11 protein-coding genes are annotated in these 13,032 nt (G+C 57.5%); 3 read left to right on the top strand and 8 right to left on the bottom strand.

The genetic code is table 11. From position 1 onward, the window contains the following. Positions 1–24 precede the first annotated feature (24 nt). From ACVMB0_RS13300 to ACVMB0_RS13275, 6 genes are all read right to left on the bottom strand, one after another. A complete protein-coding gene (locus ACVMB0_RS13300; protein WP_461346531.1) occupies positions 25–2,139 on the bottom strand; it encodes a beta strand repeat-containing protein in 2,115 nt (704 codons plus the stop codon). 77 nt (positions 2,140–2,216) lie between these two features. Next, positions 2,217–5,678 carry a beta strand repeat-containing protein gene (locus ACVMB0_RS13295; RefSeq protein WP_461346530.1) on the bottom strand — a complete coding sequence of 1,154 codons (3,462 nt, stop codon included), beginning with the start codon at positions 5,676–5,678 and terminating at the stop codon, positions 2,217–2,219. Between the two features lie 203 nt (positions 5,679–5,881). Continuing rightward, the gene (locus tag ACVMB0_RS13290; protein ID WP_461346529.1) at positions 5,882–6,202 is read right to left on the bottom strand and encodes a hypothetical protein; all 321 of its coding nucleotides are present in this window, start codon (positions 6,200–6,202) and stop codon (positions 5,882–5,884) included. A gap of 372 nt (positions 6,203–6,574) precedes the next feature. After that, positions 6,575–7,486: a plasmid partitioning protein RepB C-terminal domain-containing protein gene (locus ACVMB0_RS13285; RefSeq protein WP_461346528.1), complete on the bottom strand. Its 912-nt coding sequence runs from the start codon at positions 7,484–7,486 to the stop codon at positions 6,575–6,577. Beyond that, the gene (locus ACVMB0_RS13280; RefSeq protein WP_461346527.1) at positions 7,483–8,367 is read right to left on the bottom strand and encodes a plasmid partitioning protein RepB C-terminal domain-containing protein; all 885 of its coding nucleotides are present in this window, start codon (positions 8,365–8,367) and stop codon (positions 7,483–7,485) included. The genes ACVMB0_RS13285 and ACVMB0_RS13280 overlap by 4 nt, the downstream gene beginning before the upstream one ends. Next, positions 8,364–9,929 carry a recombinase family protein gene (locus tag ACVMB0_RS13275; protein ID WP_461346526.1) on the bottom strand — a complete coding sequence of 522 codons (1,566 nt, stop codon included), beginning with the start codon at positions 9,927–9,929 and terminating at the stop codon, positions 8,364–8,366. Before ACVMB0_RS13275 ends, ACVMB0_RS13280 begins: the two co-directional genes overlap by 4 nt. An 80-nt stretch (positions 9,930–10,009) precedes the next feature. Between ACVMB0_RS13275 and ACVMB0_RS13270 the strand changes: the two genes are divergently transcribed. Further along, positions 10,010–10,390 (top strand): hypothetical protein, encoded by a 381-nt coding sequence (locus tag ACVMB0_RS13270; RefSeq protein WP_024338924.1) that lies wholly within the window; start codon positions 10,010–10,012, stop codon positions 10,388–10,390. A gap of 143 nt (positions 10,391–10,533) precedes the next feature. Next, the gene (locus tag ACVMB0_RS13265; RefSeq protein ID WP_461346525.1) at positions 10,534–10,857 is read left to right on the top strand and encodes a hypothetical protein; all 324 of its coding nucleotides are present in this window, start codon (positions 10,534–10,536) and stop codon (positions 10,855–10,857) included. A gap of 71 nt (positions 10,858–10,928) precedes the next feature. Here the strand turns inward: ACVMB0_RS13265 and ACVMB0_RS13260 are convergent, their stop codons facing one another. After that, positions 10,929–11,822, bottom strand: a complete 894-nt coding sequence (locus ACVMB0_RS13260; RefSeq protein ID WP_461346524.1) for an ArdC family protein — start codon at positions 11,820–11,822, stop codon at positions 10,929–10,931. A gap of 248 nt (positions 11,823–12,070) precedes the next feature. Here ACVMB0_RS13260 and ACVMB0_RS13255 point away from each other — a divergent pair, with 248 nt between their 5' ends. Next, positions 12,071–12,430, top strand: coding sequence for a hypothetical protein (locus ACVMB0_RS13255; RefSeq protein ID WP_461346523.1), 360 nt, complete (start codon positions 12,071–12,073; stop codon positions 12,428–12,430). Positions 12,431–12,549: 119 nt separating this feature from the next. Here the strand turns inward: ACVMB0_RS13255 and ACVMB0_RS13250 are convergent, their stop codons facing one another. Then, positions 12,550–13,023: a hypothetical protein gene (locus ACVMB0_RS13250; protein ID WP_461346522.1), complete on the bottom strand. Its 474-nt coding sequence runs from the start codon at positions 13,021–13,023 to the stop codon at positions 12,550–12,552. Positions 13,024–13,032: the final 9 nt, after the last annotated feature.

Raw genomic sequence — 13,032 nt, 5'->3', positions numbered from 1 at the left:
CTCCTCTCGGGTTTCAGACGGACTTCAGCGCGTGAAGTCGGCCATTGCCGCATCCGGCATTCGGGTGGGAAAGAATGTCACACGCAGGACGCCGCTATTCACAGGATTAAAGCCACCTACATTCTGTCCGCTCAACCCACCTGCGCCGATATAAATGTAGTTCGTTGTCCAGTCGCCGCTGTAAGTGGACGACGATACGTTATGCGCGCCGTTCCACGCCGTCGAATTGTACTGCGCACTGCTCATGGCCAAAGTCGCTGTCGTAGAATTCTGGTCCCATGCGAATGCCATCTTCACTGGCGTAGTCATTGATGCCGTGACAGTTCCGTTGATCGAGTATTGAGTGGAGCCATTCCAGGGATTAGCCCCTCCGAGAGTCCCCCAAAAGCCTGCGAACGCCTTTGGATAGTCGCCGCCGACTATGCGGCCATAATTTGTCTGGTTCGTATTTAACTGTCCGTAGCTCCACGACAGAAACGTTCCTGTCGTCGCATTCCACCAAGCGCCCGTAGGAATGGCGAAGCTGTCGCTAGACCGGGTAACGCTGCTGCCGGAAGTCGGAATGTACGATGTAGCAAAGGCGCCCGCTTCAATCTGTGCGCCCCAAATGTAAACCCCCGAAGTACCGTTGCCGGTGAAGGTCGCGGCCCCACCAGAGGAGCTGTTCCCCGCATCGATCTCGGGAGGATTAGTGTTGGACGTATAAGTCTCAACGATCCGGCACCAGCCGTTCCCGACACTCGATGCAGAATAAGTCGGGCCCGAGTCGCTATATGTGATGGCGCAGGTCGTCAGATCGACCACGACCGCGCCGACACTGTTTACGCCAGAGTACGTGTAAGCATAACCGCCTTGTTTCGCGTAGAACGAAAATGTGTAAGTCGTACCGTTTGTCTGCGTCGCTCCTGTCAGTCTGACATAATGAGTGACCGAGGATGTTGTGTTAGGCACGAGCAATGTTGCGCCGTTAGTCCCATCGGGGGACGTTGCCGCGTTCGCCGTGAGCGTTGCATTGCCAATCGAGTACGACGAGAAATTTGCCGAATATGGCGCAAGGTTCGTCCGACCTTCCTCGATCAGAATGCCTTTCGACGGATGAGAAGAAGCACTCGGATCATGATCGAGCCGCGCCGTATTGGCGGGCGCATTCTTCATCACGCCGGAGCTGTTGAAATAGGTACCGCCATTCGGCACGGAATAGACATCGGCGGAGCGGCTGGCGCCGCTGGATGTCGTGGGAATGTAACTCGTTGCAACGGTTCCGGTCTCAACCTGTGCAAAGCCGGCGTTGATAGTGCCGGAAGTAGCGGAAGGATAGTTGCTCAATGCATAGGTCGAGCCATCGCTAACGCCAGCCCAGAACTGGGTATTAGTGTTGCCGGTGCCTGTGTTGATGGTGATCCACGCGCGATAAAGGTTGGCCCCAACCTTGGTAATGCCGGTTGCCGATGTATAGCCATTGTTGCTGACAACTGAGCCCGACCCACTGAGATTAAATATCGCGCCAGTATATACGCCCGTTCCGCCGTTCGAGTAGGAACCGAGTCCAAGATATTGCGAACTGCCCGGCGATGCGTAGATCGAGAATGTGTAGGTCGTGTTGGCCGAGATCGAAAGCCCCGACCCTGTACTTTGAACGCGATTACCGTTTGTAGCTGTGGCCGTAATAAGCCCCAGGTATGTGCTATTATCGGGGCCAAGAACAGAACCTGTGGCGACCGTGCAATTGACTGGATTCCAGTAAGTGGCCGATGTGAGGTCACCGCTGGATGTCTGAATGTTCGTCGCCGCCGGTTCGATGAGCGTTCCGGAGTTTACCCAAGAACTGCCGTTGTAGGTGTAGTTGGTCCGGGCCGTGTTCGTTGCAGCAGTGGACAATACGCCACTGCTGTTGAAGTAGGTGGCCGTACTTGCTCGGCTGACGAATGCTTGGCCCTGGCTGCTGTCGAGATAGAACGGTGGGATGCTCGAAGTAACGTTGTTAGTGCCGGACCGAGTGAAGGTCGCGCCCGCACCCGTGATGAAGTTTGAGATTCCGCTATAGCTAGTGCCGTTCAGCCAGTAGCGGTCGTTGTAAAAATCGAGATCGAGGGTTGATCCATTTCGGTACCAGTTAACCAGAGGAAGCCAGTCGGGCACCTGCGCGTATGTGGCTCGCCCCCAGCTCGCCAACATTAGGAGCAGAAGAGCGGTAAGCAGGAAGCGGCAACGCCGCATCAGTAGCCCGGAATCCAGGACACAAACACGTTCGTGCCCCTTCGCATGAAATGATAAACCGTCATGGTCCCGGCCGTGGTCGAGCCGTGGTTGGACGGCATCTTGAATGTGAGCGTCGGCGAGTCCGAGTTGCTGAATGAGCATGTGGCGCTCGTGGTGCCCTCAACAGTCAAGGTGTAGGTGCCCCCATCCTGCATCCCGCTGAAGCTGAATGCACCGCAGCTTTGCGATGTGCCTTGCAGATTGCCGGACGCCCAGTTGATCGTTGCCGAGCTGGTGCTCACAGCACGGCTGTATATCGACCCGTTCACGTCCAAAGTTGAGAGCGGCACGGTTGTGCCGACGCCGACGTTGCCTTGAACAATGATCCCATTGCTGGGGGCCTGAGCTTGAGCTCCGGCATAGCTGTTTCCCAGGGCCAAGCCGCCATTGGCGTCGAAATCCGCGATCACCGTTCCACTGATATTCAGCGTCGTGCTTGTGTACGAGCCCCACGGGGCGGATAGCCTGGTATAGGCGGCCGGATTACCAGAACGACTGATCCTGATTCCGGCTCCGCTGCCGCCCGTTACCACTTCGAGCACATCGGCCGGCGCGGTCGTCCCGATGCCGACGTTGCCTCCAGATTTGACACGCATGGTCTCTAGACCGCCGGGCTTCATGACGATATCACCCGATGTCGCTAAAAGCTGAATGCCGCCTAATGCTGCAGCACTGGAGCGAACATAGAAGGCCTTTGCAACCGGGTTGGCATCAAACGTTGCGGCATCGGAATAGGTCGAGGATGTTGAGAATATCGAGCCGCCAGAGGCATCACTAGAAACCGAAACCTGCGAGGTGTAATTCGTTCCTGTTCCTGCATTCTTAGCAAGGATAATCGATCCGTTGGTGTTCGTGTCGTTCTCGACTTGCAACGGAGAGCTTGGCGCCGTCGTCCCGATGCCGACGTTGCCGCTAGATGAAATGGTGACCGCTTGTGTGCCGCTTAAGAACGTACCTGTCGTTCCGTTGACAAAAAACTCGGTTGATTTTCCGCCACCGGCAGTGAGCGCAAGGGCGCCGGTGACGCTGTCGTACCCAAACATGGCGCGACCGCCGGAAAGCGAAACGAAGTTGTTTCCGTTTCCGCCCGAGCCTACAAGGACGTTAGGCGTCGTGTTGCTCGCGCTGTCCGCGAAAAGATGAAGCGCCGCCAGCGGGTTCGTCGTGCCGATGCCAACGTTGCCACTGATGAGCAGATTACCTGCCGGATAAGTCCCACTTCCGCTGTTGCTGCTATATCCGACCATAACGGCAGCGTCATTAGCGAACTGATAGGGTTGGGTTGTGGTTCCGTTGTAAAAGCTAAGACCGGTGTTGGATCGGATCTTTTGATTGCCACTGAATACGATTGGCCCGTCGGTGCGAATTGCGTCCGCCCCGCCTGTGCTCATGACGTACAACGGATAGCTGGTGCTGGTGACGCCGATGCCGACATTTCCCTGGACAATGAGACCGTTGGTAGGTGCGCTGGTGGTGCCGATATAGCCTGCGCCAATGACCGAACCGCCGGACACGTCGAGCGCGTTGAGTGGCTTGGTCGTACTGATACCCACATTGCCGCTGGGGAAGATGGCGCTCCCATCGCCTCGCAAGGACAGAGTCTTGATATTCGTTCCCGCCGCGCCGTAGTTGATAAAAAATGTCAGATTGTTGGCGGATGCGGTGCTGCCATCGAAGCCTGCATCGACGTGGCTATAGTATGACGCCGGAGCAGTATTGTAGGAGAAGCGCAACTTTTCGCCCGCATTACCTCCCGCAATTTCGGTTAGCGCGTTTGGCGCGTTTGTCCCAATCCCCAGCCTGCCATTCGTATTGTCCCAGAACAGATTGGCGCTGCCGCCGAGGGCGCCGGAGTTGTTGAACTGGACCTGCCCGTTCGAGCCTCCGGCATCCAACGCACCTGCACCAACGGCTTCCCAGCCATAGACAGCGCCATTATAGGTTTCGAGTTCGGCATTGTCGGTGTTGTAGATGGCGAGGCCCGTAACCGGTGAGCTGATCGCATTACGTTGCGCCGTCGTCATGCGCGGCGGCAAGATGCCTTTGGTCGTTGAATAGACGTCTAGCAGCGCCTGAGGCGTCGCCGTCCCGATGCCGACATTGCTGCCGTTGTTGATCCAACTGTTGCCGGATGCAGGAAAATAGGTTTGTTGAGCCGATCCGGACTGAAGTGCCGTGTCTGAGCGAAATAATGCTGGCGTCCACGTGCCATTCGTAAATGCGTTGTTCGAATTAATGCGAAGCCAATTGTCGTAGCCAGCAAAGGCCGTTTTTTCGTTTAGAGCGAGCCCATTTGAAGTTGACGTTGTATATACATCGAGAGGCTGACTCGACGACTGCGTCCCGATCCCGACATTCCCCTGCACGATAAGGCCGTTGGAGGGCGCGGTCGTGGTGCCGACATAGCCCGTGCCGATGACCGAACCGCCGGACACGTCGAGCGCATTTAAGGGTGCCGATGTTCCGACACCGACATTCCCCTGCACGATCACGCCGTTGCTTGGTGCGGCATTCGTATTCGCGTAACCCGCGCCGATGGCAACATTTCCACCGACCCCAAGGTTATTCAGGTACGGCGTGCCATTGACCCCGATCAGTAGTGAGCCATTCAGATTCGCATCCAGCACCATCAAATGATTGCCGTTGCCACGAAAATCGAATGCCCTGCTTCCACCCTCGGCTGAGGGGAATCCAAAAGTCAGTGTTGGATTGCTATTGACGAGATTGGTTACCGAGATACTCGGCATAGACGAATAGGTTGTGCTCTGAAAGTTAATTGCCGGCGCTCCGGCGTTCAGATGCAAAATCGATGTTGCCGTTTGCGTTCCAATCCCCACATTCCCTTGCACGATAAGGCCGTTCGACGGTGCGGTAGTGGTGCCGACATAACCCGCGCCAATGACTGAACCGCCGGAGACATCGAGTGTGTTGAGCGGCTTGTTCGTCCCGATGCCGACATTGCCGGAATGGTCGATGCGCATTCTTTCCAGGGGATTATTGCCGCCGCCACTGGCGGGCGCGGTAGAAAAGATTAAGCCTCCGCCTATCAAGCTTGCTGCCGCATAATCCGAGTAGCCTGAAACGGTTGAAGCTGCGGGGAGAGCGCCGCTGTTGCTCCGCCCGGCGAATAAAACCGAGCCGAGGCTAAATTGCGAGCCACCCGTATTGTAACCGGGATCAAGCCCTAAAATCAAAATTGAGGGGTTTGATGCACTGTTGATCGTGCTTGTTACTGCCACAGAACCTTGTGTCCCACCGGATGCGTAAACATGGAGCGGGTTGAGTGGAGTTGCGGTACCAATCCCAAGTCTGCTATTCGTATTGTCCCACACTAAATTGCTGCTGCCTGCCAGCGCACCGCCGCTATTGAACTGCACCTGGCCGTTTGAGCCGCCGGCCGAGGCCGTGATGCCTTGCACCTGCCAGACGTTGGACGAGCATTTGAGGATTTGGCCATTTGAGTCCGGCCAGCCATACACAATGTTTGTGCCGTCGCACGCATTGCCCGCCGTCCCGACAGGTACGCCGGGCCTGCTTGCGAACTGTGCGAATGCAGGCGAGGAGCTACAAGAAGCGGTTAAGACTAGTAGAACACCGAACGTGCGCTGGAGGTTAGGCCATTTCATTCAGCCTTATCGAGGCTGACATTTCGCCAGCTCGTTCCATCGCAAAGTTGCAGGTGTTTATCGGCGTACCGCAGCGAACCGGGATTAGCGCCGGAGCAGGCCACACCTGACGAGCCGACCTTGAGCTCGCCCTGATAGACGTCCAGATGCGCGGCCGGAGATCCGGTACCGATGCCAACACAGCAGTGGCCGACACCTGAGAAGACCATACCACCAAGCGGATCAGTTTTCGGCGAGTTTACCTGCTTATCGGCAGCGGCGCCGACGGGTGCGAGCAAGATCAGGACAAGCGAGAGGACACAGACGCAACGCTTCACAAAAACTCCCTTCCGGAAAGCTCGGAAAGACACCGGGAAGAGAACCTTCCACTGGCGAGCACGGGAGTTGATGAATCGTGTCTAGACGATTGCGACGGCCCTTTGGCCGCGAGGCTTGGACATCCGGAGGCCGTGCACCGCACGAACTCCGCCGCCGCCTCCCGGCCCATAGGGTCGAAAGGCAGCGTTTTGCGGCAACGCTACATACCGCTAGACAGGAGGTCATCACACCCCGAAGGCAGGCTTTCTCTGCCCTCACCTCGACACTGCCACGGCGGTAGCGCCGGTCAATGAAGTTCTGTTTATGCCCCTAGAACTGCGATAATTCGTGGGCGTCTCAAGGATTCGGCGAATCAATTTCACCTATGCGGCTCACCGCGCGGTGGACTCCGGGACTGGATGATCGAGGGAAGTCACTGAAACGATCGCCTTGAACTCCTCAAGGATCTCAGGGTGGTTCTGATCGAGATAGCGCTCGACCTTCCGGTTGGCGATCAGTTTCGATATGTAGCCTGAAGCAATCACGAGATGCAGGACGTCCTCGCCATAGGATGCTTCGACGGCCTTGAAGTCCTGCTGAAGCGTGCTCATTTCGCGCTCCATGCGCGCCAGTTGCTCCGGCGTCATGCCATCGATCCGCTTCGCCCTCTCCGGCTTCGCCAGATCGGCTTGCTTGGTCGCCGCGAGAAGCGCCCTGGCATAACCGACGGTGAAGTTCGAGGCTGACAGCATCAGCTCCGCGACTTCGATCTGCCGCATTAAACCCATCTTCCGCATGACATCGAACGTTACCGTGCTGACCATCTTGTCCTTCAGCATCTCGATGACTTCGGGACTGATGCCGTCCAGCATGGCCCGCCGCCGCTTAATGTGACCGATATTGACGTCTAGTGCTTTCGCCAGCTTCTCTTCCGAAACGCCCCTCGCGAGGGCCCGCACGATCATGAAGTATTCCTGGATCGTCGCGAGGTGATTGATGCGCTTATTGTAGGTGAAGGTCTCATCGTCATCCGCGAGAATGCAGCGGGCGCTCGTTTCGCCGCGATCCATGAGAGCCGCGCGCCGCCAGTGGCCGTCGAGCAGGAGATACTTCCCGTTCTCGTCGGGGTTCTTCGACAGGACCAGCGGTTCAATCAATCCGACTTCCGCAATTGACTGGGCCACGCGCTTGTACCGGACAAGCCTTTTGGTCTCGTCGGAGATCTGCTTGAGCGGCAGGATCGAATCAAACGGGAGCACAATGATCTTCTGCTCAAAGGCTATCCGGACATCGGCCATGCTCATGACTGTCCTCCTGCACCTTGTAGCCTTTCGGCAATAGGCCTCGGGAGTGTATGCAACTCCTCCCCCTGCAACAGCTTGACGAACGGGACCTCTCCCATCAGCATTCGCAGGGCGTTGACGGCGAAGAGCAGGCGGCCTTGGGCGAGACCAGCCTTTTTCACGAGCAGTTTCTGCCGATCAGCCTCTTTCTTGTAGGCGCGCACAAGGGCGCCGGAGGTTACGCGCTTTGCCTGTTGCCGCGGCCCCGTGGGGGTCTTTGCCTTGCCGAGCAGGTTGCGTTGTTCGATGATTTTGCGGATTGCGAGGACCTGATTGCCGGGAATCGCATTAGCCTCATAGGCTTCGGCAAGTGCCTTTTGGACGTCGCCGTCCTTGGCCTTTGCAATCTCCATGGCAATGCTATGGGGAATGAGCCCTCGGTCTACCGCGGCCAATAGCCGTTGCTCACCATTCTCCAGGAGGGAGCAGATTGCGTAGACATACTCGGTGCTGAAGTCGATCTTGGCCGCAATCTGCCCAATCGAATAGCCGCGCTTCTTGAGATTGCCGATCTCAGAGACCAGCTCCAAAGGAGAATGATGCCGCCGCGCGAGGTTTTCGACGAGGCTCATCACGAAGCAATCCTCTTCGGACGCCTCGATGACAATCGCGGGTATCTCCGTCTGACCAAGCGCTATAAAGGCTTCGAGCCGGCCTTGCCCGCAGACGAGATCAAATCCATGACCATTACGGCGGCTAACCGTGATCGGCTTCTTGAGGCCAAGATGGGCGATGCTCGTTACGAGCTCGCCGAAGATCCGCTTGTTGCGCGATCGGGGGTTGAGAACCCTGATGTCCGTTACGGGAATTTTGATGATTTCCGGAGCCGTTTCGTCGCTCATGCGGCAACTCCTAGTTCGTCGCGCGCGCTAAGTCCAAAGAGCGCGTCGAGATCATCGAAGCGATAGGCGTCCAGGTAGATACCATTCTCCTCCGCAAGCCTGAGCCGATCGGCTGACATATCGATACTGGGCAAAAGATAGTAGTCGAGTATCGCCTTGTTCTCGCCGTCCATGCGGATTGCGATTGTAATGTCCGGGCGCAGGCTCGTATCAAGCCTGAGCTTCCACCGCAGAAAGCCGGCCGGGGTGTGCAGGCAGCGGGCAATCACGATCGAGGCCGTAAATTCACCATTGATCGTCAGAATGTCCGTTAGCTCATCGAACTCGACCGTCCCACCCGCCTCGCGTATTCCGGCCATCGCTTTCTCAAGAACGTCCGGAAACATGGTCCGGAGCGCACGGTTTGTCTCGATATACTGGTAGTCGCGCCCGGGATCGTATCCGACGAGCTGGTAAGCCCGGATAAGGCTGCCAAAGCGGGTTCGGTAGACAGAGCTTGAGGGCATCTCGTCCATCTCGTCGATAACAAGACCGGAAAGGTGCCCTTTCTGCTTCAGAAGCATTGTTAGTCTCTCCAGCATTTCTTCGTTAGTCAGCCGCTTGCTGCGCTCCTCGATAATGCGCCTCGCGGCAAGAAAGAAGTCGCTATCGATCACTGCATCAAACACATGATCGGCGCGTACCCACATATCCGGCGGATTGATCACACGCGCCTGCTTCAGCTTGAAAGAAACGCGGTTATAGACGTTGTTGCCCACATATTTTTCGTTGGTGAGAAGCTGGTGGATTGTCCCGCGGGTCCAGGGCCGACCAAACTCGTTCGGAATTCCTTCGAGATTGAGCATGGCGGCGATCTCGGCCTCGGTTTTGAGCTGGAGGACGAAGCATCTGTAGATGCGCCGCACCAGCTCGACTTCCTGCGGCGGTCCCGGCTTTAGGATGACCCGGTCGGTTTGCAGGCTCTTGTATTCGCCGCGCCCAAGATCGGCTTTCGGCGTCCGGTGTTCGTCGATTAATTGCCGCCTGAGACCATATCCGGGAGTGCCGCCCTGCCGGAATCCAAGACCGATCAGCCGGCACTGCCCCGCGAAGACCTTGGCTGAGAGTTCCCGGCTGTATTCGCCGGCCATCGCCCGTTTCATGCTCTTTATTATTGTAGAGGACAGGCTGCCGTCGTTTTCGAACTGCTCGGCGCAATACTGGACCCGGATGCCCGCTTCCTTGCAGGTGTACTCGTAGTAGGCGCTCTCGTCGGCATCGGGGAAGCGGCCCCAGCGGCTCACGTCATAGACCAGCACGATGCTAAAGTCGGTACGGCGATTTCTGACATCTTCGATCAGTTGCTTGAGGGCCTCCCGTCCTTCGATCCGCAGCCCGCTGCGGCCTTCGTCAGCATAGGTGCGAACGATCGTGAGGCCGTGCCTGGCGGCATAGGCTGCGATCGCATCCTTCTGGTTCTCCGTCGAATACTTTTGATGGTCCGTCGACATGCGCACATATTGCGCAGCCCGTGCCGGGTCTTTGGTTGGCTCCTCGGCATTTGCTTGTTTGGGACGTCGCACGGAAAGCTACTCGGTCATCGATCAACCTGAATTCGGGTCGAGCCTCGCGGATAGCTCAGCGTACCCAAGGGAGAGCCGGAATGTCGCTTCCGAAAAAGGACCGAAAAATTCAGTCCGTTTCAGGAAACTCTCCTCCCAACGGTCCAACAGACCTGGGAAGCGCGGAGTTTGCGCGAGAGATCGCAGACGCTCTTCACAAGGAGTTTGGCGACACCCACGCCGCCGTTAAAACAGTCGTTGCGCTGACCAAGGCCAACGAACGCGCAGTGAAGAACTGGTTCTCAGCCAAGAATGGGCCAACGGGTCGACACTTGGTTGATCTTGTGCGTACGTCGGACGAAGTCCTCGAAGCGGTATTGCGCATGTCGGGCAGGAACGACTTGATTTTGGCGAAGAAGCTTGGCGATTCCAAACAGACGCTGATCAAGATGCTCAGCCTTATCGGCGAACTCCAGAGCTAGTTCGATTAAGTCGCACTTCGCTGCCTCTCAGGAAAGCGATACTGCTCACGGGATTACGCGATATTACGCAACATTCCCAAACAGACCGATTTCGATAGCGGGCGACGTCCGTTAGCCTGGCTCCGGTTCTTCAGGAGGGGTCCATGAGCAGCATCACGCGCATCGCCAATTTCGTCCGCTTAGCCGTCCTGAGTGGAAGGGCCGTATTTCTTTGCGCAATTGGCGGCCTATCGATCGCCTTCGCAGTCTGGCTCGTGCTGCCGTCCGGCAGTTCGTGGTTTCTGGACGTGATCGCGGCTTACTTTGGCTGGAAGGGCCTTGAGGTGATTGGTATCGGACTTGAACCCTTTGCGCGTAAGCCCGACCTCCGACAGATTACAGGCCCGGGACGAAACCTTCCGAGCCCTTATGGAAGCCGTGGCATGCGTGCCCGTGAGCAGGGGCAGTCCACCCGTCACGCTCGTTGATAGGCCCGGCCAAAAAGCGAGATCGCGCTTGGTATAAGGCCAGACCAAAGGAGATCAATCGCCGCCGCGGCTCAGGCCGCGGCGGAATTTTTTGTCTGAAACGCGTGCAGGAAGTCCGCCGCGCGCTGGGCATGGGACGAAGCCGTGAAGATCGCGCGCTTGTCGTTCTTCAGCACCTTGATCCAAGAGGCGATATAGGAGGCATGATCCTCCCTCACCTCCGGCGTCAGGCCGAGATCGGCGCACAGGAATGCCGCGCCAAGCTCCGCGACCAACTCTTCCATGGCATAGCCTTCATCGCCGAAGCGCTTGCGGCCAAACTCACGGTTAAGGCGCTTCTCATGTTTGGTCCAGTGCGTGGTTTCATGGGCAAGCGTTGCGTAGTAACAAATGGCATCCTGAAAGAAATCGATGCAGGGCATATGGATGTTGTCGGTCGAGGGCACATAACAGGCCCGGCTGCCGCCATGGACGATATTGGCGCCCGTCGCTGCAAAGAACGCATCGGCTTGAGCCACTCGCTCAACGGAACCGGTCGGCTGTTGCGGCTCGCCGTAATAGTGCGCCGGAAGTCCTTCGATCTGCTCGACGTTGAATACCGTGTAGCCCTTCATGAAGGGAATGGCGCGTTCGGATTCTTCGCCGGTTTCTTTGTTGGTGTCCTTTCGGATCATGCGGTCGGCATAAACGACCAGCGTTCCGGTTTCGCCCTTGCGCACATGGGCGCCAAGGCCGTTGGCCTGTTTGAAGGTCATCCAGATGGGGGCGCTGTAGCCATGTTCGATGGCGGCAGACCACAGCATCAGAACATTGATGCCGTTGTAGGGCATGCCGTTACTGCGCAGGGGCCGCGAGATCCGTCCCTCGGCGTGCTGCGCCTTCCATGGCTGGTGCCATGGCCTGGCGCCTTGCTCCAGTTTCTGAACAATCTGGTCGGTGATCTTTTGGTAGATGTCGGCTTTCACGTGCTTCTCCTAGTTTGCCGGTTGCGCATGCAACCGGAACTAGGCCAGCGCCAATGAGCGGGGGTTGGCCGTCACAGGCCGGAAAACGAGCAGGGCTGGTGCGGGCCGGAGACGAGCGAAGCGAGGCGACTACACGGCCTGCCGTTTTCCGCCCCACCTCTTGGTGGGGCTCGGCCTTGACGGCCTGGGGGCTGCGGGCCCCTAATGTAATCAGAATGAATCGCGCCTCTTTTTGTTGATCACGTGTAATGCCAAACCGGATGCTAACGCCCGCAGAACTGGAGCGTGCTCGTGCGCTGCTCGTTGAGATCCGGGAACGGCTTACCGCGCTCGCAGGTGAGGATAGCGAGCTGCTGTTCGCGTACCGTCGCAAGATAGCGAAAGAATTGATTTATGATGAGCGCAGCCCGCCGATGGCGCGCCGCAGGTTGAAGGTCCAGAAACGTGTTGAGCAGGAGGGCCGCTGCGCACGTTGTCGCGAACCACTTCCGGAAAAGTATGTGGTTCTGGACCGGATCGAAGCATCACGAGGATACATGGCTGCTAACACCCGCTTGATCTGCGAGAAATGTGACCGCGAAGTTCAGGAGGAACGCCGGTACAAATGATCAGGCCGGGATGTCCCTCGACCAGTATTTGCGCGAAGGATCGTCACCCGAAGGGACGAGACCTTGCGGCTCGGGGCGGAGCCTAGAGCCTGGTCCCAACAGCGGGACGCGCCGTCCCTTCAATGGTCCGGATACTCTTCCAGAATGATCCTCTCCTCGAAGCGGTAGTGCCGGATGCGGGCTTTACCGTAACGCATGGTGGCTCCGTCAAGCACGAGAAACCGGAAACGTCCTGCGAGCAGCATTTGCATAAGGGGCCCGAGAGCATCCGCCGTCATCGAGAAACCTCCGGTGAGCCTGCCTGCTCGAAGATCTAGATAGCCGACTCCGAGAGGATGCTTCTCAGCTTTCGCCTCGATCCGCGATGGCGGCACATCGGGCATAAAGGTTAGTTCGGCCATTTCCGCCTTGGCTTTGACCTTCGTAGGCAGCAGCACCTGTGCCCGAACCTGCATATGCCGAAAGGCGCTATAGGGGCGATCATCGTAGCGCGGATCATTCACGCCGAAGCTGTAACTCCAGTCCCAGCCCTTGATCTCACGGATGTAGCAGGAGACGGCATCTTCGGGCCGGACAATGCGCTTTCCCCGCATGCAACATCT

The organism is Bradyrhizobium sp. USDA 4451, assembly GCF_054822585.1.
The sequence above is the reverse complement of the archived record's forward strand: the minus strand, read 5'-3'. Positions and strand labels throughout refer to the sequence as shown.

Excerpts from the sequence above, each read along its gene's own strand:
- ACVMB0_RS13255 (WP_461346523.1), top strand. The coding sequence starts at position 12,071 with ATGCCAAACCGGATGCTAACGCCCGCAGAACTGGAGCGTGCTCGTGCG.
- ACVMB0_RS13265 (WP_461346525.1), top strand. The coding sequence starts at position 10,534 with ATGAGCAGCATCACGCGCATCGCCAATTTCGTCCGCTTAGCCGTCCTG.
- ACVMB0_RS13270 (WP_024338924.1), top strand. The coding sequence starts at position 10,010 with ATGTCGCTTCCGAAAAAGGACCGAAAAATTCAGTCCGTTTCAGGAAAC.
- ACVMB0_RS13280 (WP_461346527.1), bottom strand. The coding sequence starts at position 8,367 with ATGAGCGACGAAACGGCTCCGGAAATCATCAAAATTCCCGTAACGGAC.
- ACVMB0_RS13250 (WP_461346522.1), bottom strand. The coding sequence starts at position 13,023 with ATGCGGGGAAAGCGCATTGTCCGGCCCGAAGATGCCGTCTCCTGCTAC.
- ACVMB0_RS13285 (WP_461346528.1), bottom strand. The coding sequence starts at position 7,486 with ATGAGCATGGCCGATGTCCGGATAGCCTTTGAGCAGAAGATCATTGTG.